Raw genomic sequence first — 23,497 nt, 5'->3', positions numbered from 1 at the left:
TTATTTTACTGTAGAGGTTAAAAGTCCACCAAAAATATTGCAATGCTGTTCTATCAAATAGTCTTGATTTTTAGCATCTTCTTCATCAAATGTTTCGTGTAACTCATAAACGTAAAAAACATCAGAGGTTAAGTTTAACCACTCATGCCATATTGTCGACTTATGTGTCGGGGGAGTAATAATCATAATATAATTGTATTGCTTCCTGAGTTTGACTAACAGCTTAAACCAATCATCAGGTAATAATAAATCGTAAGGAGATACTTCTTCTTGTGATAAATCTAAGATTCCACTTTCTGTAAACTGATCTCTATTTTCGAATTCCAACCTTTTAAAATCATTACTTGTTTTTGGTAAAGGAGTAAACCAATCATTATATATGATTAGTGATTTGAGATTTGTCCTATCAAACATTTTCTGAAGCTCAAGTAATGTATGTAGTGTTACGTGATTAGATCTAGCACCTACAAACGAAATAATATTTTTTCCGTTATCATCTAGATCAAGAATTAATCTCCTTAAATATTTTCTTGAATCTATGTTTTGAGTGTGAACTTGTTTTCTTTTATATTCTTGTCGCCAAACTTGTAGTTTACTGACAAATTTTGGTTTAAACCTTCTCAAATAATCAAGATGAGGTAATAAATAAATGGAAGCGATAATCGGAATTTTAGATTCCTTCTCAATTTGAAATGGTAAATGATGTTTAGCATCAAATATGATTCTTAAAACCACAATGACAAGTATTAAAATCATACTACCCATAGAAGCACCTACGATAATCAATCCTCTCTTTGAGCTTTTGGGCTTGATAGGGAAATTGGCATTTTCTACAACAAATAAGTTATTTCCTGATTCTTTCTCTAACAGTTCAGCAAAATGTTTTTTCTCTAAAAGGTTGAGATAATACTTTTCTTTTGTTTCAATTTGGCCTTCAAGTTTGACAATGTTTGCAATGATTTCTATGTTATTTCTTGATCTATTATTCAATTCATATAATTCATTTTCAAGCGTTTTTACAGATGCTTCTAGTTTTACATAGTTTATCTGATCTTGAATATATTTATTGACAATAGATTGTTTTGTCAAACTAGGATCATAAGTGGTACTGCTAATAGACTTTGACAATTGTGCATTAATTCTAATTTCTATGCGACTAATTTTCGCGTCGATTCTGTCTAAATAATCAGAAGGCAGCTTTTCTAAGTTATATGCATTGTATTCTCTTTCTTGTTGTAGCTTTCTTAAAGAATCTTTTAGTTGCATAATACTCAAGTGTATTTCATCAGATTCTGATTTGAAACCGAAGTCTTTTTTATTTTCAAGTGTATTTCCTAAAAAATCAATACTCGATTTATCAGAGGCTAATTCCTTCTTCCCTTTAGATATTTCCTTTTTTAGTTCTGCACTTCTATCAATAATAAATTTCTTAGTTGCCTCAATATCAATTACATTCTGATCTCTTTGAAAGTCTCTTAATGAATCGTACAACATCAATAACTCATCATGAGCTCGATCACATGAAGCAGCAATGCTTTCTGATTTATCTTTATAGCGTTGCTTTACTTCATATCTATATTCTTTAATCCATGCTTTAGTTAAAATATCAATAATAAATTTAGCTGCATAAGGATCTTTATCTTCTACAGAAACATTTATGTATTTACTACTTCCGATTCTACTAATAGAAAACCGTTTACTTAAATCTTCAACACCAAGATTATTTTTAATCATTGTATTATTGATGACCACATCAATGGGTCTTTGCATGTTTAAAGTCTGGAAATTTTCTAATAAATATTCAGCTCTTGAAATCAGTTCTTCTTTTGTATATAAATCATTTATTAAATTGATTTTATATAGTTTATCTGTTTGAAATGAATGTATTAAAATATTTAATTGAAGGTTTTCCATCACTCTTTTGATTCGAGCGATTTCTAAAAGGTCTGTAAACATTAAACCTATTTCAAATAATTGTAGAGACTTTGATGTTAACGATAGGCTTCCGTCTGTATTTAATTCAAATTGAAGTTTAGCTTTTGATTCGTACATTTTGAAATCACTCATTGTATTAAACAGAATGACACACACAATTACTGGAATACCCATCCAAAGATGTATGTTCTTTACTGTTGTTTTTAATATGTAGATGAGATTTTGCAATGTTCAGGTATTACTCGCTAATAAGTAGTTCTATTTCATGTTGTGCTAAAGCTGCACTAACTTCGGCCTCAATTTTTGCCACTCTTGTTTCGTGAAGACGTTGCTCTATAAGTAGGTATTCTTCTATTTTAGCTTCCCCTCTTAATAATTTATCCTTCACGATTTGTAATAGCTCTTTTTGACTTATTTCTTGTTCAGTGAAAATTTTTAATTGTTCGGTGGCTTTTAAATAGGCTGAGTAAATTTGGATATACTCTCTCTTTACAATTTTAAGCTGATTCTGATATTGCATTTCATTTTTTACCACTTCCAATTCTGCTTTTCGAATTCTATTATTAAGTGAGGTGATTGTAAACAAATCAATAGAAAGCCCGACTCCTAAATCATTAAAAGCAGCCACTTGTGTGACAGTACCTGTATTTGAATATCGGAACGTACTTACTTGAAAACTGAATGTAGACATCCAACTTTTCCTAGCAGAAGCTAAATTTTGTTTCGCAATCCCCACTTCCATTTCTTTTGCTTTCAATAAGTAGTTGTTTTCAAGCCCTATATAAGTCAGAGAGTCGATTTGAGTGTCTTGATAAATAGGTCTATTCTGAGCTTGACAAAAAATATGGGTTATACTCAACAAAACAATTGATATAGCGAATGTTTTGATCATAAACGAGCAACGGTTTATATAAAAATACTAATAAATGTCGCTTATACAGACTCTTTATATATTTAATTTTAATAGTGATATAATATTGTTTAAATAGTACAAAACACATATTTTCTACTGTAATGGAACTATTTTCACTATTCGAATAACTTATTTAATTATTGGGTTTAAATAAGGTGATATACAAAATTCTTCCCTAAATTTTAATTGAACTTTTTTTTAATGCTATGAAATCCATTGAGTGGTTGTCGTGTGTAGAAAGAGGATGTGGGATTGGTCAATACTCAGAATTAATCGCCCAAAAACTACTTTCTAAGGACATCAAGGTACAATTACATAGAAAAGGAAACCCTAATGAATATACATTAGCCTTTCCACATAGATCACTAAGAAACCTAAGAAATTATGTTGCTCCATTTTATCTGAAAAAACACTTAGACCATTTAGGAACAAAAAGCGATGTATTCCATGCGGATAACATCGATGCTTTTACTGCTTTGATCTATTCCAATAAAGCAAAAGGGCATAGGAACTTTGTCACTATACATGATGTAATACCCATAGCATGTGCTCATTTAAATTGGTTTCAAGACAAATACTATCGTTTCCAATTGAAACAAAGTATCGAGAAATCAGATATCATATTTACTGTTTCACATTTCTCGAAAAAAGATATCATCAAACACACAGGTGTCCCTGAGAAAAAAGTTAAAGTGGTTTATAATGGTATTAATCACAATGATTTATACCCCAATAAAAACAACAAAGAAAATAAAATATTTACCATCAGATATATAGGTGGTTTAGGAGTTGCACACAAAAATGCTACAGCATTAATAGAAGTAGCAAGGATTCTTGAAAATGAAAATGTTCCCTTTATAATGGAAATAGGAAGTGGAAAAGCAGATTTAACAACGCTTCCTGCTTTGGTTGAAAAGTATAATATTAAAAGTGTGAAGTTTTCTGGTTTTATTCCAGATGGTGAAAAGAGATCATTTTTAGCAGATGCCGATTGCTTTCTATTTCCATCACTGTACGAAGGATTTGGGTTTCCTCCTTTAGAAGCGATGGCCTGTGGAACTGCAGTTGTCTCGAGTAACTGTGCCTCTTTACCAGAAGTTTTAGGAGATGCCGCTTTATTTTCTGATCCAAACCCAGAATTAATGGCCCAAAATGTTATCAAAATATATAAAAGTAAAACACTAAAAGAAGACCTAGAAAAACGAGGGATCGAACAAGCGAAGAAATTTACTTGGGAGAATACCGTAAACGAATTGTTAAACCATTATCAATCATAATATATTATGAAATTAAGAGTACCTAAAGACCGTTTCAGTTTGAATATTGACCCAAATTGGTCGGTGCTTGAAATAGGAGGGGGACACAATCCTCATCCAAGAGCAAACCTAATTGTAGATAAATACGACAACAATAATAATGGACACAGAGCCGGTGATATTGTAGTGAGAAAAGGTCAGAAATTTCTACTTGCGGATGGAGAGAATCTACCTTTTGAAGACAACGAATTTGATTATGTAATTTGTTGTCATGTTCTAGAACATGTGGACGATCCTGTCAAATTTATTAAAGAAATGACACGAGTGGCTAAAAGAGGATATTTAGAAATGCCCTCTTTAATGGGAGAATACCTTGTTCCCAAAGGCTCACACGAATGGGTATTTCTTGATATTGAAGATACTATAGTTGGAAAGAAAAAAGATGATGTAGGCCCTATAGGGCAACATTTAGACTTTGGCGATTTTTTTCTTTATTACTTATCAAGAGAAAGTATTGCGTTTAAATTATTAATGGCCACTTATCCAGATATTTTGACTGTGAGGTATGAGTGGGAAGATTCTTTACCAATAGTGATGAATCCTGAAGATGAATATCAAAATTCGTTTTTTGACGGTGCATTATCACAGGAACAAATGTTGAAATTATTTCCTCAGCGATCGTTAAAAGAAGAATTATCCTCTTTCTTTGCTGCATTTTTCGCATTAAGTAGATCAATGTTTTCTAAAATATTAACTGGAAGTCGATTAAGAAAACTTGATAAAACAATTGGTTTAAATACTCAAAAAGTATCCTGATGATAGAGATTAGTGTGATTATACCCACTCATAATAGACAGGATCTTGTAGTTGAGCTAACTGAATCTATTTTGCATCAAGATTTCGATAATTCTAAATATGAGGTGATTATTGTTTGCGATGGATGTGTAGATAACACTGTGCAAATTCTAAGAGAAAAATACGAACACCTTGATCGTTGGACCATCATAGAGGTACAACAGGCAGGACCTGCAAAAGCAAGAAACTCCGGAGCTGAATTGGCAAAGGGGAAATACTTAGCTTTTACAGATGATGATTGTGTGGCTGATCCAGATTGGTTAACTACTATTTCGTCTACATTTGATAGAAGGGGGGATGTGTTAGGATTAGAAGGTTTAACCTACACTGATAAAAAAAATGTTACACCTTTAACTCATCAGATAGAAAATCTAAGTGGCAACCCTGCATTACCAACTTGTAATGCTGCATTTAGAAAAGATATATTTCAAGAATTAAATGGTTTTGATGAATCATTTCCTTTTGCCCATAATGAAGACGCTGACTTTGCATGGAGGTTAAAAGAACGAGGTACTACTTTATTCCTAAAGGAGATGAAAATCTATCATCCACCTCGAAAAGAGAAATTATCAAAACTAAAAGGGAGGATGAGAATTCTTGAAAGTGAGTTCCCCCTTTATTACAAAAATAAAGCTTTGTACAAGAAAAATAGAAATCCATCTCCGTGGAGAACAATTTATGTAGAAGTATTTCTCTATCATCAAGTACACTTTTTAAAACATGTTCTTGGCTTTTTTAAACGACCAAAAGTATGTATTCAGGGTATCTCTTTGGTATTCTCCTGGTGGTTGAATTTAGTGACTTTGCTTCCATCATTTTTAAAAATGAATGATCATTATAAGAAAAGTATGTCGCCATGAAAAATTTTCCAATCGTCATGCAAGGGTTGACTCGTTTCGATGAAAAATACGGTGCAACATCACTTGCTTTGGCCAAAGAGTGGTCTAAAGATCGATTAGTATTTTATATCGATCATCCTTTTACTTATAAAGATATCTATTCTAAAACTTTTGATTCCGAAGTGAAATTCAGAAATGCTTCATTTCAAAATGGATTACGAGTAATAAATCCTTATAGTGAATTACCCAATTTTATTAATATTACTCCAAAAATAGTTTTGCCCATTAATTTCTTGCCTAATGGGAAAATCTATGAACTACTTAAAAAAATTAATCATAAAATAATTAAAGACACGCTTTTCAAAGTCCTTTCTTATTATGATGTGAATGACTACTATTATATTAATTCATTTAACCCCGTATACTATTTAAATTTAAAGAAGAAACCTCCATTATTAAATATCTATCACTGTGTTGATTTAATGTCTGGAGAAAGATATATAGCAAAACATGGAGTAAAGGCTGAAAATGATGTAAGTAAAAAAGCCGACAGAATTATTACAACATCAGATCAATTGAAACTTAATTTAATGAAATTGAACCCAAGTACAGAAGTGGTACATAATGGTGCTGATTTTTCTCAGTTTCAATTAGATCATTATACCGTTCCAAAAGAATATTTAAAGATTAATGGAAAGAAGGTCGTTTACGTAGGTAATTTAGGCCTAAGAATTAATTATCCGTTATTAAAGAAAATTGCTCAAAAAGATAGAAATCTGCAGTTTATTTTTATTGGTCCTATCAACGAAAGAGAATTTGCAGGTAAAGAATTAAGAGAAGAGCCTAATGTTCATTTCTTGGGTCCAAAGTTAGCTACTGAAGTTCCTCATTATCTTTATTATGCAGATATATGTATGATACCATTTGTCATAAATGAGTTAACACGTTGTATCTATCCTCTAAAGATAAATGAATACTTAAGTCTTGGGAAACCTGTCTTAACTACCAATTTTACTGATTTATCAACATTTAAAGGAATGACAATTTCCTTTGAAAATGAAGACGATTTCTATGAAGGAATTAACCAATGTTCTGCTACAGAAGAAGAAATTGATCAAAGAAGACAATTTGCTTTATCCAACGATTGGACACACAGAGCGAAAGATTTCATATCTATTATTGAAGATGATGCAAAAAATAAAGCAAACGATAAAAAATAACCCAGCATTAAAAAAATTAATGCATTCCTGTATAGTTCGTAACTATAGACCGAGGTTATGGGTAAAACTTTTTTGGAATCCTTTTGTCCATAATGTTGCTTCTTCATCAGTTATTAGAAGATCTAGTAGAAGGGATGTTTTCCCATTTAATGAATTTCAAGTGGGCAAAAAAACTATTATTGAATCTTTTGCAATCATCAACAATGCTGTTGGATCTGTTAAAATTGGAAATAACTGTGTAATCGGAATAGGAGATACAGTAATTGGTCCAGTAACAATAGAAGATAATGTGATTTTAGCCCAAAATATAGTGATGTCAGGTCTAAATCATACATATACTGATGTTACAAAACCAATTGTTGAACAAGGAGTCACCACTCATCCTATCACTATAAAAGCAAATAGTTGGATTGGTGCAAATTGTACCTTAGTAGGAGGTATTACTATTGGCAAACATTGCGTCATAGGAGGAGGCTCTGTAGTCACTAAATCAGTACCTGATTATCATATAGCTATTGGGAATCCAGCCAAACTTGTGAAGAGATATAATTTTGAAACAGAAGAATGGGAAAAGATTTAATATGGAAATACAAAAAGGCATTATATCAATCATAACTATAAATTTTTTCAATCTAGAGATCACTTTAGATATGCTACGTTCTATTGCTTCATTAAATAGAGATGACTTGGAAGTCATTGTTGTCGAATTAGGAAGTGAAAAATGTGATAAGTCTCCTTACATTGAAGTTATGAATGATGTTATCGTTATACACAATAAAGATAATATTGGATTTTCAGCGGGGAATAACCTCGGAATTGATCATGCTAAGGGAGAATTTTTGTATCTTGTAAATAACGATACAGAACTATCTAATAGTAGTATTGACCCATTAGTGATTGCTTTAAAAGATCAAAAAATAGGCATTGTCAGCCCAAAAATTAAATATTATGATCAAAAAAATATTATACAGTATGCTGGATATACCTTAGTAAATCCTTACACTGGAAGAAATGCAACTATTGGTAATTTAGAGGAAGACCATCATCAATATGATGATATTTATGAAACAGGGTACATACATGGTGCTGCCATGATGACCACCCGAGAACATTTAGAAAAAGTTGGAAAAATGCCTTTAGAGTTCTTTTTATATTATGAAGAGCTCGATTGGACCTCCTCGTTTCACAAACATAAATTAAAATCGTTGTTTGTTGGGGAAGCTGAAATTCTTCATAAAGAATCGATGAGTGTAGGAAAGGACAGTCCATTAAAAGAATATTTTATTGCTAGAAACAGGATTATTTTCATGAGGAAATCATCAAATGTTGTTTCATTTTTCATATTCTTTGTTTTTTGTTTTCTTTTTTCTCTTCCTAAGCGTTTGTTTAATTTAATCATCGAACCTAATAAATACACTTTAATAAAACCACTTTTAACCGGTTATTACGACGCACTACATTATATCATTAATCCAAAAAAATTACAACCTAATAAGGGGTTAATGTTTAGATAAATTTATTATTCTTATTTCAACCCAGAACTACTAAAATGATTGACCTAATTGTATTAAAATATGTATTTTGGATAAGTCTCTTTATCATCATTTATTCTATTATTGGCTACCCAATTGTTCTTTACATTATCGTCCAAATCAAAAGATTGATAAAAGGTAAAAGGGAATTTGATGAAAAAACCTTATTAACGTCTAGAGTATCATTAGTAATTCCATGTTATAATGAAGCAAGTATCCTTCCGATGAAAATTGAGAATTCCCTTCAATTAGATTATCCAAAGGAGCTAATGGACATTGTTATTGTTGCTGATGGGAGTACGGATAATACTCCAGAAGTGGTAGAATTATATAAGAGAAAGGGACATAATATTACCCTGTTTCATAATAATATAAGAGCAGGTAAATCAGCTGCTATCAATAGAGTAATTAATGAAATTAATACTCCCATAACAATATGCACTGATGCAAATACAATTTTAAATGATCAATCTATAAAGGAAATTGTTAGGCAATTCCTTGATCCTAAAGTGGGTTGTGTTTGTGGAGAAAAGAGAGTGAAACAAGAGGAAGGAGATCTCGCATCATCAGGAGAAGGAGCTTATTGGAAATATGAATCATTTCTAAAAAAATTAGATTCAGAATTAACTTCTGTAATGGGTGGAGCGGGCGAATTAATAGCTTTTCGTACAGAATTATATCCTCAGATTCCACATAAAATGATTCTTGATGATTTCTTTATTTCAATGAAGATTTTAATGAAAGGTTTTAGAGTAGCCTACGAACCAAAAGCTTATGCATCAGAAGACTCTTCTGCAAGTGTTCGAGAAGAAATGAAAAGAAAAATTAGAATCTCAGCAGGAGGTTTTCAAATCATATTTACATTATTACCTTTATTAAACATCTTCAAATATGGGTGGGTAACATTTCAATATGTTTCCCATAGAGTATTAAGGTGGCTTTTTGTGCCATTTGCATTACCTGTTATATATATCATTTCATTGTACCTTTCACTTACAGATCATTTCTTGTATGCTATCCTTTTTGCAGGTCAGACTTTGATGTACTCTATTGCAGTTACAGTGCATTTAGTAAAGAAATATTGGACACCATCAAAATTGATGATGCTTCCTTACTACTATGCTATGATGAACTATTGTGCCATTTTAGGTTTCTGGAGATTTTTATTAGGGAACCAATCTTCTGTTTGGGAGAAAGCCATTAGAAAATAATTATTATGAAAAAGAAACAGGAAATAGTGATTCTTCTTTTGGTAGCCCTAAGTTGTGTGGTCATGGGATTTGGTATCATGGCAGCTTACACATATAAAGTACTGGGTGATAATCCAAATGCATTAGAATCTTGGAATGATCAGGGGCGACCCGAAGGCACTTATGTGGTGGGTACAGCCACAACTCCAATTGCAGAAACTATAGCGTTACAGACTTTAGTTATGGATACCATCGCTAGTGGTAGTACAACATTTTTACAAGAAAATAATAACAACTTTATCGTATTGGACGATGGAGATGTATATCTTACTCTATCATATGAAGATGCTGAATGGTTTAATACACTTGGATTTTATACTTATAATTACTTAAACCCACCAACAGTACCTGCTGATATAGAAAATACCAAAACCATTATTTTTCCAAAATTGGATACTGAAAACACTATCAATAATGGTTTTAGACTACATTTAGGATATTTCACAAAAGGTACAGTAATAGGATTCTTCATTGTGTCACAAGGTTGGGATCCTTTTGCAGGTAATAAGATTGATGCAATCACATCGGGTCGTTATACTCTACATTCTAATGAAAATCTAAATGCTAATGTTGTTTCACCAGGAGGTTTGCATATTAATTTCCTGCAACATTTTGTCATATTTGATTATAAGGAAACTCCTGAAAATGATTATATTCTTTGTGTGGAGGATAATATGGAAGAACCTGATTACGACTATAATGATGCTGTATTTTATGTGAGATCTAACCCAATTCCTAACATAACTACTTGGGATGGTATAATTAATACACCTATCGTTGCTAGAGATACTATTATTGGTGCATTATCAAATGTAACTTTACCTTTTAACCTACAAGATCTAATAACAGATGAAGACCCAAGCGGAGTGACTTACACTATTTTAGAAAAAACTAATAACAACTTTACTGTTGCTGAAGGTTTTCCTAATATAAATATTACAACACCAAGTCTTGTTTGGGTATCAGACACTGTTAAATACATTGCATGTGATCAGGGTTTTCCTTCAGCATGTGATACTGCAAATATTGTTATTCAATACTCAAATACTAATGTACCTCCCATAGCAGTAGATAATTATGCTATACCATTAACTCAAAATATAATTGACAATGGTGTTCCTATTACTACTTTAGGTGTAGATCCAGATAATAATTTGGATCCAAATAGTATAACCATCATTAGTAATTCGGATCTTACTTTACCGGTTACATCAGATGGTGCATCACTACAAATAAACCCATCTGATACATGGACGGGAACAGCTACAGTAGCATTTCAAATTTGTGATACTGAAGGAGCATGTGATAATGGCAGCGTTGTGATCACAAGAGCAGAAATAAATCAACAAATCGTCGCCAGAGATACTATAATAAACGTACAGCCCAATGTTGTATCAAATTTCCTGGTCACAAATTTAGTAGAAGACGACGGAGATATAGCTGATGTAACAATTAGAGTGGATTCATTATCAAACCCAAATATGTTTATCAATACTTTTAATTTACCGACCATTAAGGTAATGGGTATCTTGGGTTATATGGAATTGGATACAGTATATTACACAGCATGTGATAACGGTTCTCCTCAAACATGTGATAATGGTATTATTGTGGTAAGAACACAATCGGAAAATAATAACCCGCCAGTTGCACAAGATAATTTATTAATTCCATTGTCACCCGATATTTTATTAAATGGTATTCCAGTAACTACATTAGGAACTGATCCCGATGGTAATTTAAATATTCGATTAATAGAAGTTTTAAATACACCAGATGTAGGGTTAAACCTAGTGAATAATAATGGTATTATATCGTTAAGTCCAAACGGTGATTACCTTGGTAGTGATACAATTGAGTTTAGAATTTGTGATTCTGGTTCGCCTGCATTATGTGATGAAGGATCGTTTATTGTTCAAACATTAGAAACGCCACCAACAGCAAATCCAGATGTAATAAATACTTTCCCTAATGAAGGGGTAATAATTAACCCTTTAACAAATGATACTGAAGGTTCAGATCCAATATCACCAGCAACCTTAACAATAATACAACAACCTTTATCAGATACTGCAATAGTTCGTATTGTTGATGGAAAAGTTGAAAATATTACAGATCCTGATTTCATCGGTTCTTATCAAATAATCTATCAAATTTGCGATAATACTATTCCTGCTTTATGTGATACATCTACAATTACGGTTAATGTACAAGACCCAGCAGGACCGAATTTAATCACTTCTACTAATACACCTCCGTTGGCACTAAATGATACAGTAGATGTACCATTCAACTCTACTGTAAATATTGTTGTGCTACCAAATGACAGTGATTCTGATGGAGAAATAGATAGTATAAGAACAAGTATTGTAGTGCCTCCAATATCTGGTTCTGCATCACTAAATTATTTTAATAATACTCCAATAATAACTTATACACCTAATGAAGGATTTACTGGGGTAGATGTTCTTACCTACAGAATTTATGATAAGGATAATCCTCAATTATCAGATGTGGCATTAGTCATAATTCATGTTGCAGATGAATCAGGAGTGATTACTTCAGTAAATACAGACTTTTGGATAGATACCGTAACAGTTAATCAAGGTGCAACTTATTGTATGCCTATACAAGATCGACTTGATGAAAGCAGTTTGACTTGGAATCCTATCAATGCTGATCCATTAGTAAACGGTAAGGTAGAAAATTCATTAACTGCAATAGATAATAGTAATGTATGTTATACAGTACCTCAAGAGTTAATAGAAAATGATACAATTGACCATGTCTATTATACTGTCTGTAATAACGAAGGAGACTGTCGTAACGGCTTATTGGTCATTAATATAAATCAATGTGAAAATTGCGTTGATTCCGAAGAACCTAACCTCAGTTTTTATTCTGGTTTTTCACCAAATGGAGATAATATTAACGAAGCATTTGTTATAGAAGGAGTGACTAATTACCAAGATACTGACCTTATTATTTACAATAGATGGGGACAGCCTGTTTATAACACAAGTCCCTATCAAAACCAATGGGAGGGAAATAATAACGATGGTCAACCCCTACCAGACGGCACTTACTATTACATATTAAAAGTAAGAGTACCTAAAGAATATAGTTATAACGGCTTTGTTGTCATAAAAAGATAATTCCAATGAAAAAATATATATTTCTTGCATTTTTATGGGGCATCACTTCTTTTTGTTTCGGACAACAAATGCCCATGTTTTCCCAGTATGCTTACAATACATTAGCTATTAATCCGGCTTTTGCTGGCACTAAGGATGGTGTAGATTGTATGATGCTTTTTAGAAAGCAATGGACAAATTATGAAGGAGCTCCAACTACATTAAACTTTGCTGCTCATTCTGCTGTAGCAAAAGGAAAAGTCGGTGTTGGTTTGAACTTTGTCAATGATAAAATTGGTATATCAACTAATAATACTGTACAGGGAGCATTCTCTTATCTTATGCCATTAAATGATAAAGATCTTACATTATCGTTTGGATTGTATTTATCTGTATTAAATTTTAAACACGATTGGGGTAATTTATTAATACAGAATACTAATGATCCTGTGTTCAACCAGGGTAATGAAACATTATCCACCTTTAATACTGGTTTCGGGCTGTATTTATATAGTTCAAGATATTATGTCAGTTTCTCTATTCCTACCATATTAGAAACAGAAATGACGAAAACTTCAATGAATGAAAGTTTGTATAGAAGACATATGTTTTTAAAAGCAGGAGTACACTTTTTTCTATCTGAACATGTTGATTTTGTTCCATCAGTATTATTAAAAAAGGTAACCAATGCGAATTTACAAGCAGATATTACTGCCACTTTTATCTTTCAGCAAATGCTCTGGCTTGGAGCTTCTTATAGATCAGAAGATGGTATAGCATTGATGTCACAGGTAGTTTTGAAAGAGAGATTCAGAATTGGGTATGCATATGATTATCCTTTTACTGAAATCAGTAATCATACTTCTGGAACTCACGAAATTTTGTTGGGAATAAATATACCGACAAAACAAAAAGCAAATATTGTAACTAGCCCAAGATACTTTTAGTGATGAAAAAAATCTATAAGAATATATTGTTATTATTCTTGATTTTTAATTGCTCATTTACATATGCCCAAAAAAGAAAAACTCTTTTACAGCGGGCTGAAAAGCATTATAAAAGTAAAGAATATCATTTAGCCATTGAAAATTTTGAAAAGGTTCAAGATTTGGATATAGTTTCAAAATTTAAGTTAGGTATGTGTTATCAAGAGAATGATAAATACAGAAAGGCTTTAAATATTTATCAAAGTATTTTAAATAGAAAATGGGAGGGTAGTGATTATGTATATCTCAACTATGGTCTTATGGCTAAATGCTTAGGATTATACGGTAAGGCAGGGAATGCATTTGAAAAATACTTGTTTAATCATGCAGAAGATAAAGATGTGAGAGATTTGTATTTGTCCTGTCAAACTGAATATTTAACTAAGTTACAAGCCAATACTCATGTTTACTCTTTAGATAATATGTTTTTCAATTCAGAATACAAAGATTTAAACCCTTTGGTATTCTTTGATGGTTTAATTTATTCCTCATCTAGAAACGATCATGTTAAGAGTAAAATACACCATAGGGATGGAGATCATTTCTTGGATTTGCATTATGTGGAAAAAAACGATTTAGGGGTTTATGAAGAAAGTGAAATACTTCATGCCCAAATTTTACATGATTATCATGTAGGTCAGTCTGTTCTAGATACCTTAACTAATTATATGTACTTAACAGTAAATATTACGAATCAAAGATTACTTGATGATGATAATTTAGCTGTACATCATTTGCAAATAGATAAGACTATTTATGATCCCGTAGAGCATAATTTCACTAAACCAAAAGCCATCAATATAAATAGTCCAAAATATTCGATAGGACACCCTACATTAATGAATTATGGACAAACTATGATCTTTGCCTCTGATATGCCTGGAGGATATGGAGGTGTAGATTTATATAGATCTCATCTAGAAGATAATGGCGATTGGTCTGAACCTGAAAACCTTGGAAGCAAGATTAACACTTCCGGTAATGATATGTTCCCAAGTGCTTATGATGATAACACTTTATATTTTTCATCAGATAGACATATTGGATTAGGAGGTTTAGATATTTTTAAAGCCACTTTACGAAATGACTCTATAGTTTCCATAGAAAACGTTGGTGCACCAATTAATTCATCAACAGACGATTTTGGTATTACTTTTATTCCTAAGTCACAATCAAATGGTATAGAAGAAGGTTTCTTTACGTCAAACCGTTTTGGTGGGAGAGGATCCGATGATATTTACCATTTCAAAGCAAGACCATCTGACTTTATTGTTTTTGTTATTGATAGTATCACTAGAGAACCTATTGATGGTGCGGTGGTCGAATGCTATGACAAACAGTATATGGCCATTCATCAGTTCGAGACCGACAAAACAGGTTATGTAAAGTTTAATAGTAGAGAAAAAGATGAAATGTTAAGTATTGCTGCAATGTCTCAAACTTATAGATACAAAGAAGTTTCTGTAGGCAAAGTGAAATCATCCAATAACATTATCATTATTGAACTGGCTAAAGGAAAAAATTTACAATTAGTAGGTGATGTCTTAGATGCTCACACCAAACAAAGAATACCTTCTGCAGAGGTCTTTCTTTTTGATAATGATAATACAAGAATTCGATCGATAGGGAAAACAGAAGGTGGACATTACAGTATGATACTTACCTCATTACCTGATAAAAATTATCTTATTGGAAATGCAGAGGAATACGGTACGGCTAATGTGAAGATTACTAATCCCACCCCTGACCGCTACGGAATAATTTATCAAGATATATATCTTAGACCTAATTCTAAGAAAAATATAGTTGATATAGAGAATATCTATTACCCTTTTGATTCACCTCGCTTAACATCAGAAGCTAAGAAAACATTAAATGATGTTTTTGACTATTTAGATCAGAATGATCAATTAAGAGCCGAGTTACACGCACACTGTGACATTCGAGGTACAGAAGGCTATAATATGCAACTATCCCTTCGACGGGTAGAATCTGCCATGAATTATCTTGTCAGTAGAGGCATAGAAAAAAATCGTTTAGTGCTGGGGTATTTTGGGGAAGACGATACAGCAGTTGATTGTATTGAATGTACAGAATACCAACATCAAATGAACAGAAGAACCGAAATTCGGATATTGAAATAAGAATACCATTAGATTTAAAACCTACAATCAGTATTGCACTTAGATTGTAGGCTTTTTTATATCTGAAACTTTTTTAAAATGAATATTTAAAAGAACGATATCAGTTAAAAGATTACGTTTATGGAAATTATTTAGAATAATTCTAAAAAAGATCACTAAACACTTGGGTTCTATTTGTAATCATTCTAAATTAGTATCATCGAGTTACAGTAAAACAAGATAAAATTACTGTACGTTCCATAGATTCTAATTTGTTACACAACAAATAAATCAGTAAGTGTATAAAATAATTCCGATAAACAGAGGTTCTATTCTATAGTGCCTCTGTTTTTTTATTCAATAGGATAATCACTTGCTCCCCATTCTGTCCACGATCCATCATATACTTTCATCTCGTTGTTTAGGATATCTGCTGCACCTAATAAATCTACACAGGCTGTAATGCCAGAACCACAGCTAAAAACAAGAGGGATATTATCTGGTAATTCTAAATTATTGATGATTTCTTTTCTTGATTCAAGCGATTTATAATTTCCATTTTCAAGTAGATCTTTAAATGGAAGATTGTATGCACCAGGAATATGACCACTTCTCATTCCTTCTCTTGGCTCTTTTACAGTTCCATCAAATCGACCTTTACCTCTCGCATCGATCACTTGATATTGATTTTGACTTAACGATTCTTCAATCTGACTAGACGATATAATATTCTGATATTGTTTTATACCTTTAAAATCTCCCTTTTCAAAATCAGTAAATGGGGTGGAAGAAGTGGGTAAACCTTCTTTTATCCATTCATCAATACCGCCGTTAATAACTGCTACATCTGTATGACCCATTGTTTTAAACATCCACCAGGCTCTTGGAGCCGTGAAAATTCCCAAGTTGTCATAAATCAGAATTTTATGCTTTTTCTTAATACCTAGTTTTTGAGCATTATGATTAAACTGTTCCTCATTACAAAACATATTCGGCAGGGGAGATGTCGTATCACTGAATTCGTTTTTTATATCAAATACTCTGGCTCCAATTATATATTTACCAGGGTTATTGGGAGTCATTCCTACTTTATTACCATCTTGACTAGCATCTAATATAATCACATCATCATTTTTAGATAATTGATAGGCTTCTTTAACGCTTAGGATGTTTTTCATAAGTTATTAAAAAATAAAAGTTATATTGTTTAGTATTTAATATACAAGCTTTCATTTTTTCACCAAAACTTAGCGATATGAAAAAGAAAGATCTACCATTTATGCCTGAATATTATGATAGATACATTGATCTTTGTGAAGATAAAGACATAGTAGATGTACTTTCAGAAACACTTGTCAATATCAACGAAGATAGTGTTGAGAAAATGCGTGCTTTGGGTACGATGGTTTATGAAACAGGGAAGTGGACTATTCCAGACATTATTCAACATCTTATCGATACAGAACGAATTTTAGCATATAGGGCATTACGATTTGCACGTGAAGATAAAACGGCATTAGATGGTTTCGAGGAAAATGATTATGCAGTTACAGCTCAAGGATATCAAAGAGATTTTGATGATTTGGTTGCTGAGTTTCAAGCTGTGAGAATGGGAACAATTTCGATGTTTAAAAGCTTTACTGACGAGATGCTTCAACAAGAAGGTACAGCTAGTAATGTAAAAATTAACGTACTCGCCTTAGGTTATACTATTGCAGGGCATCAACTTCATCATGCAAACGTGATTAGAGAACGTTATTTACCATTATTGGAAAAATAATTATTCACTAAGATAAAAGTCATCGTTGTCGGGATTAGTATCTAGTTCATCAGTTTCTTGATTATCTGAAGCTTCGTTATCTAATTCTTGACTTTGTGTATCCATACTTAAAATCTGATCTGCTGTAATGTAATTCCCTTGTTTTTCCATTATAGCATCCGTCATTAATTGATACATACCTAAGAACTCTGGAAAATCTTTCTGGAGTTCTTTTTCATGTCTAAGAATTGTTTTTTTATCTCCTCTAATGGCAGGGCCTGTTTGCCCATCTTTTGGACTATCAACAGCAAATGCTTTATCTACTGTTTCGTAGATAAGGTGTTTTAAATCATTTAGTTCAAGACCTGCATTTTTTACTAATTGTGAAGATACTTCCAGTAAATGATTCGTAAAATTACAGGCAAAAACAGCTGATAAATGAAGCTTTTTTCTTTCTTCGCTATTAATATGAAACACCTTTGGCGTAATTCTCATGGCCAATGCAGCCAAATTATCCAATACACTTTGAGATGTACCGTCAATACATAAAGGTACCTTTTTAAAATCTACTTCTTTATCAAAAGAAAAAGTTTGTAAAGGATAAAAAACTCCTGTGAGAACATGAGCTTGTGCCAAAATTTCCATGGGAGTTGCTCCTGAAGTATGTGCCAAGATACAGCGGTGCTTAGGAAGTTCAATTTGTTTACATATTTCTTCAATAGCACCATCGCTTACAGCAATAATGAAAATCTCTGCTTCCGACTTTGTAAAATCTAATGAATCGGTAGGTATAGCATCGTAGAAGTTTTTAGAAAGCTTTTTAGCGTGTTTTAAATTACGACTATATACCTCATGTATGATCGCACCTTTATCTTCTAATGCTAACCCAAGGTGGGTCGCTACTTTACCGGAACCAATTAGTGATATGTTCTTCATTAGATTATAAATTCATGACCTTTTGTTGGAACAACTACGTTAGGATATCCCAAATCCTCTATTGTTTTCTTGAAGGCAAACATACTTTCTTCTTCTCCGTGATTTAAAAAGATTTGCTTTGTTTTACTTTTGTCTTGCTGCTGGACAAAATCAATCAAATCATTTTTATCTCCATGTCCACTAAAAGAATCTGTTTGTTCAATTTTGCAATGAACTTTATGTTCTTCATTTCCAAGACGTAAAGTACCTTCATTGTCTCTTAAACGAGCCCCCATGGTTCCTTCTGCAGAAAAACCTACCATTAAAATAGTGGCATATGGATTTTCCATATTGGCTTGAATATGATGTTGAATACGTCCACCCTCCATCATACCCGAAGAAGAAATAATGATGCACGGTTCATTATAATTTGAAATGGCTTTGGAATCGTTTGCCTTTAGTACATATTCCATATTTTCGAAATTAAATAAGCTATCATTTTCATCAATAAACTCTCTAGCTTCTTTATTTAAATGATTCGAAAACTGATCATATATTCTGTTACTTTGTATTCCCAATGGGCTATCAGAAAATATTTTAATAGGAGGTAATTTTCCTTCAACAAATAATTTATGAAGTTCAAAAAGAACGGCTTGCGTTCTACCAATACTAAATGCTGGAATAATTAGTCTTCCTGGAATATCAACACACGTTTTAATGATTACATCTAAGATTTCTTGTGCAGAATCTTTAATATGTTGATGTTCTCTATCTCCATATGTTGTTTCGCAAATGATATAGTCTGCTTGAGGAACTGGAGCAGGATCCTTTAAAAGTGGATATTCTTTTCTTCCGATATCACCAGAAAATAAAAGAGTTTTCATTTCTCCATTATCTTCCGCTTCAATGTATATATGTGCTGCACCAAGTAGATGACCTGCAGGAATAAATGTCACCCATAAGCCAGGTTTTACATTAAACCTTCTTCCAAATTGGATAGGGACAACCTCTTGCATTGTATTCGATACATCACTCTCGGTATATAGGTTTTCAGGAACAAAATTAAATTGTTCTAACGATTGTCCTTTAGATTTTTTCTTATTGTATGTCTTAAGTTTTCTTTGATTAATACGAGCAGAATCCTCTAATAAAATATTAGTAAGAGAAGCAGTTGGAGATGTACATAAAATCTGACCTTCATATCCCTCTTTATATAAATTAGGCAGCTTACCTGAATGATCTAAATGTGCATGGGTAAGTAATACTACATTAACTAAAGAAACATCAAATGGAAAGGCTGAATTGGGATATATAGGGTCTTCCTCGGTAAGATTACTCATATCTACACCACAATCAATCAATACCTGGTAACCATCTTCTAAAGTCAACAACGCCATACTACCGGTTACCTTTTCTGCCGCACCCCAAAACGTGAGTTTCATAAAAATTCAATACAATTGATGAAAATATAACCTTAAAGTTAAATCATATTGAAAATAAAACACCTCTTTTTACGAAAAATTTACTGCATAAATTAAACTAAAAATTTTATGTATTCAGTTCCTGAAATTTCATAGGATTTGAGATCACTAATAATTAGTTAGTTATATGTTTTATTAATTAAATAAATTCACTGTGGTATCTATAAACTTTTTTAGACACCAATTGTAAGATAGATGTTTTAGAAAATAAAATGATTAATTTTTTTACATCTAGGTTTATTTTTTTTCAAAAAAATGAAAGATTAATTATCAATAAATTTGGTTGGGTTAAATCGAATACATAACTAATTTATAACATTTACTTATATTCTTAGGTTTCAATAGTATAAGACAAAATTTGATATGTCAAATTATATTAAATCTTTGTACTTAGATCATATATTTTGTTCAAATGAAAGCAATATGTTGTACTTTTTTTAGATGGGCAAAATATTATTTATTAATTTATAGTAAATTGAAATGAACATAAATGATATCTAAATGAGAAAAATTATTTTCATTGCCATTTCCCTTCTCATCATGTCATGTTCTGTTAAACCAATGCAAGAAAATAACTTCCCTTTAGGGGTACATAAAATATCTGGTGTTGACGAAATTAGAGTAGAGTTTACAGACATGGCCAAGTGTTATATTGAAAAATATAAGGATGGAAAAAAAGTAATGTATAAATGTGAATACGTTATTATCACCGACGGCGACAAAAATGTATACAAGGTTAATTTTCGTCAGTTGATTATGAATGGCTGTAATACTGGCAAAGTAACAAACATTATTGGAAATGATGGTTTACTATTTCATCATACCCAATTAAGTCGTGCTGATTGGCAATTAGATTGTACTCAAGCGGCTTTATCAATGATAAATAAAAAATAAGCACCTCATATCAAAAAGATAGAGGTGCTCCCATTAATCTAGACTTTTCTTAAAAATTCTTTCTCCTTCATTTTCACAAAAGATAAAAGACAATCCGAGAGTCCCTCATCGGATAATTCCTCTCTGTCAATCACCAAGTCAAATTTAATAGGAACTTGCTCAGAAATGTATGCATTGAATCTTCTTCGCTTTCTGTCTTTTTCTCTAACCCTTTCCTTAGCATACCTAAAGTCTAGCTGATTCGCATGGGCATATTTCTGGATTCTATACTCTTCCGAAGCTCTAACATTTACTTTCATCACATTAGGAACTCCAGAAGCAAAGTGAACTGCTCCTCGTCCTAGAAAAATTACATTACCTCTTTCAAAGTAAGATAAGATAACCGTTCTAAGTGCTTTTGTCAGATTCTCGTCGAGGGTGTTTCTATTAAAATCCAGCCCATACATTATTTGATCGATAATGCCTTTATATTCAATAGGTGTAAATTCGTTGATATCATTAATACCTACCTTAAGTTCTTTCGATAGGTTATGTAAAACCGTGTAATCAATTAATTTCCATGGTCTTTTATGAATCTGGAAGCCAATTTCTTCTTTATTTAATTGGTCTATTAAAATTTCGGCAGCTTTTCTGGTTTGTGTCCCAAATTGTCTACTTATTGTTAGGATCAAACCGTTTGCTACAGGTGCTTTGACTTTCCTGATTTCTCTTTCGATTAGATAATTATAAATGTAGGCTTCCATAGTCATAGGGTTTTAGTTGATTTTTATTAATGTCAAATTAACACTTATTATCTATAATTAAAGTGATCATTATTACTGTTTTAAGGTGATATTTATTGAGTGCGATATCGAAATATTTGGAATCTATATGAAAAAGGAAAAAATTATCTTTAATTAGACGCTAATTTTCAAATCAGTTTACTGATCTATTTTATTTTTAAATCATTTAAATCTGTTATCAATTAGCATAACAGGAGAGAGAGCATGGCAGAGATTTTAGCATTATCAATATTTATACTTCTTCTTTGGATTTTAAATCAATTATCAAAAAGAAAAATTAAGTTTCATTATAGAAATTTGACTGCCATATTTCTTGGGATATTAATGGGTTGGGCTCTTTATTCTTTTTTACCAAAAGAACTCTATGCTGAGTTAAGACATTACATTAAGAGTATTTCCAATATTTACATACGATCTCTCAAATTCATGATCGTACCGATTGTTTTTATTAGCATCACACATACGCTTATTCACCTTGATAACAATAGTAATGTAGGTCAAAAATTCGGTAGGATTATCTTGTACTTTGTCCTATCCGTAACATGTGCTGCTGGTATTGGTTTGTTTATGGCTAGTATGTTCAATTTTGATACTATTATAGATGTATCGAAAATATCGACAGATAATATTTCACAAGGTTATGCGAATAGAATAGAGTCTCTAAGCGATGCCTCTTTAGGAAATGTTATTTATGGATTCACTCAGAATATTCCGACTTCAATATTCGATGCATTTTCCAAAAATAATATTATTGGAACACTTATTATTGCTTTACTCATTGGTTCATCTATTAAAAGGATGAAGGTAAAGAAAGCACAAGAAATGAGTAGGGTGATTAGTGCGATTGATTCTGCAAAATTGATTGTCAATTCTATGACTATGACCATCATTAAACTTACTCCATATGGTGTTTTAGCTTTAATGACAATGGCTGTAGCAGAAAAAGGTCCTTCTCTGTTTAGTGACCTAGCTAAGTTCGTTTCGGTTTCTTACCTAACAATGGCTGTAATTATTGGAATGCATTTATTAGTACAATTCCTGAATGGTGTCAATCCATTTAAACATTTCAATAATTTAATTCCTGCTTTGATAACTGGTTTCAGTACGCAATCAAGTGGAGCAACATTACCCGTTACCATTGATACTTTAGAAAATAGAAATGGTGTAGATACAGAAACGGCTAATATTGCTGCTTCATTAGGTACTACAATGGGTATGAACGCTTGTGGTGCAATGTGGCCCGTTTTCATGATTGTATTGTCCGTGGGAGTAACTAATGCAATGGGTGGACAAATGGACTTATATTCACCATCGGTATTGATCACAATGTTTATTTCTGTAGTTATTTCTTCGTTTGGTATTGCTGGTTTACCTGGTACAGCCTCGTTTGCCGCAATTACCGCAATGACTATTATGGGTATTTCTGCAGAAGTTATGGGTATAGTATTGACCTTTGTACTTTCTGTTGATTCTTTAATTGATATGGGTAGAACAGCTACAAATATTTTTGGTGTATCATCTGCAGCTACTTTTATTAGTAAAATTGATGGTGGAATGGACATGAAAATTTTTAACAAAGAAAATCAATAAACTTACGTAAGTAAAGTCTGATTTTTCGAAATT

General features: G+C 32.1%; 19 protein-coding genes. 13 read left to right on the top strand and 6 right to left on the bottom strand.

Features of this window, described 5'->3' with window-relative positions; translation table 11 throughout:
• Nucleotides 1-2,067 carry a GumC family protein gene (locus MY04_RS23850; RefSeq protein ID WP_158297884.1) on the bottom strand — a complete coding sequence of 689 codons (2,067 nt, stop codon included), beginning with the start codon at nt 2,065-2,067 and terminating at the stop codon, nt 1-3.
• Nucleotides 2,068-2,173: 106 nt separating this feature from the next.
• On the bottom strand, nt 2,174-2,827 hold the full coding sequence (locus tag MY04_RS23845; RefSeq protein ID WP_066215053.1) for a TolC family protein: 654 nt from the start codon (nt 2,825-2,827) through the stop codon (nt 2,174-2,176).
• A gap of 227 nt (nt 2,828-3,054) precedes the next feature.
• Between MY04_RS23845 and MY04_RS23840 the strand changes: the two genes are divergently transcribed.
• From MY04_RS23840 to MY04_RS23795, 10 genes are read left to right on the top strand one after another with little or no spacing between them, the layout of a single operon-like run.
• Nucleotides 3,055-4,125, top strand: coding sequence for a glycosyltransferase family 4 protein (locus tag MY04_RS23840; protein WP_066215051.1), 1,071 nt, complete (start codon nt 3,055-3,057; stop codon nt 4,123-4,125).
• A 6-nt stretch (nt 4,126-4,131) separates the two neighbouring features.
• Nucleotides 4,132-4,920, top strand: coding sequence for a class I SAM-dependent methyltransferase (locus MY04_RS23835; protein WP_066215048.1), 789 nt, complete (start codon nt 4,132-4,134; stop codon nt 4,918-4,920).
• Nucleotides 4,920-5,819: a glycosyltransferase gene (locus MY04_RS23830; RefSeq protein ID WP_066215046.1), complete on the top strand. Its 900-nt coding sequence runs from the start codon at nt 4,920-4,922 to the stop codon at nt 5,817-5,819. The genes MY04_RS23835 and MY04_RS23830 overlap by 1 nt, the downstream gene beginning before the upstream one ends.
• Nucleotides 5,816-7,018, top strand: coding sequence for a glycosyltransferase (locus tag MY04_RS23825; RefSeq protein WP_066215044.1), 1,203 nt, complete (start codon nt 5,816-5,818; stop codon nt 7,016-7,018). Before MY04_RS23830 ends, MY04_RS23825 begins: the two co-directional genes overlap by 4 nt.
• Nucleotides 7,019-7,037: 19 nt before the next feature.
• A complete protein-coding gene (locus MY04_RS23820) occupies nt 7,038-7,598 on the top strand; it encodes an acyltransferase (RefSeq protein WP_236941126.1) in 561 nt (186 codons plus the stop codon).
• 1 nt (nt 7,599) lies between these two features.
• On the top strand, nt 7,600-8,532 hold the full coding sequence (locus MY04_RS23815; protein ID WP_066215040.1) for a glycosyltransferase family 2 protein: 933 nt from the start codon (nt 7,600-7,602) through the stop codon (nt 8,530-8,532).
• A gap of 35 nt (nt 8,533-8,567) precedes the next feature.
• Entirely contained in the window at nt 8,568-9,761 is a 1,194-nt protein-coding gene (locus MY04_RS23810; protein WP_066215037.1) for a glycosyltransferase family 2 protein, read from the top strand.
• A gap of 5 nt (nt 9,762-9,766) precedes the next feature.
• Complete coding sequence (locus tag MY04_RS23805; protein ID WP_066215032.1) at nt 9,767-12,955, top strand: Ig-like domain-containing protein; 3,189 nt, start codon at nt 9,767-9,769, stop codon at nt 12,953-12,955.
• A 5-nt stretch (nt 12,956-12,960) separates the two neighbouring features.
• Entirely contained in the window at nt 12,961-13,881 is a 921-nt protein-coding gene (locus MY04_RS23800; protein ID WP_084006106.1) for a PorP/SprF family type IX secretion system membrane protein, read from the top strand.
• Between the two features lie 2 nt (nt 13,882-13,883).
• The gene (locus MY04_RS23795) at nt 13,884-16,064 is read left to right on the top strand and encodes an OmpA family protein (protein ID WP_066215028.1); all 2,181 of its coding nucleotides are present in this window, start codon (nt 13,884-13,886) and stop codon (nt 16,062-16,064) included.
• Between the two features lie 332 nt (nt 16,065-16,396).
• Here MY04_RS23795 and MY04_RS23790 read toward each other — a convergent pair whose 3' ends face one another.
• Nucleotides 16,397-17,221, bottom strand: a complete 825-nt coding sequence (locus MY04_RS23790) for a sulfurtransferase (RefSeq protein ID WP_066215026.1) — start codon at nt 17,219-17,221, stop codon at nt 16,397-16,399.
• Between the two features lie 77 nt (nt 17,222-17,298).
• On the opposite strand from MY04_RS23790, the gene MY04_RS23785 reads away from it, so the two are divergent.
• Nucleotides 17,299-17,823, top strand: a complete 525-nt coding sequence (locus tag MY04_RS23785; RefSeq protein WP_066215024.1) for a DinB family protein — start codon at nt 17,299-17,301, stop codon at nt 17,821-17,823.
• On the opposite strand, the gene MY04_RS23780 is transcribed toward MY04_RS23785, so the two are convergent.
• Both MY04_RS23780 and MY04_RS23775 read right to left on the bottom strand, forming a co-directional pair.
• Nucleotides 17,824-18,738, bottom strand: coding sequence for a Rossmann-like and DUF2520 domain-containing protein (locus tag MY04_RS23780; protein WP_066215023.1), 915 nt, complete (start codon nt 18,736-18,738; stop codon nt 17,824-17,826).
• Complete coding sequence (locus MY04_RS23775) at nt 18,738-20,159, bottom strand: MBL fold metallo-hydrolase RNA specificity domain-containing protein (RefSeq protein ID WP_066215021.1); 1,422 nt, start codon at nt 20,157-20,159, stop codon at nt 18,738-18,740. The genes MY04_RS23780 and MY04_RS23775 overlap by 1 nt, the downstream gene beginning before the upstream one ends.
• Nucleotides 20,160-20,699: 540 nt before the next feature.
• Between MY04_RS23775 and MY04_RS23770 the strand changes: the two genes are divergently transcribed.
• Entirely contained in the window at nt 20,700-21,092 is a 393-nt protein-coding gene (locus tag MY04_RS23770; RefSeq protein WP_066215020.1) for a hypothetical protein, read from the top strand.
• A 38-nt stretch (nt 21,093-21,130) separates the two neighbouring features.
• On the opposite strand, the gene MY04_RS23765 is transcribed toward MY04_RS23770, so the two are convergent.
• On the bottom strand, nt 21,131-21,835 hold the full coding sequence (locus tag MY04_RS23765) for a cytidylate kinase-like family protein (RefSeq protein ID WP_066215018.1): 705 nt from the start codon (nt 21,833-21,835) through the stop codon (nt 21,131-21,133).
• A 243-nt stretch (nt 21,836-22,078) separates the two neighbouring features.
• Here MY04_RS23765 and MY04_RS23760 point away from each other — a divergent pair, with 243 nt between their 5' ends.
• Nucleotides 22,079-23,464: a cation:dicarboxylate symporter family transporter gene (locus MY04_RS23760; RefSeq protein WP_066215017.1), complete on the top strand. Its 1,386-nt coding sequence runs from the start codon at nt 22,079-22,081 to the stop codon at nt 23,462-23,464.
• Nucleotides 23,465-23,497 lie beyond the last annotated feature (33 nt).

Origin of the sequence: Flammeovirga sp. MY04 (genome assembly GCF_001682195.2) — a bacterium.
Lineage (GTDB): Bacteria > Bacteroidota > Bacteroidia > Cytophagales > Flammeovirgaceae > Flammeovirga > Flammeovirga yaeyamensis.
This window is presented reverse-complemented; position numbering and strand designations above follow the sequence as displayed.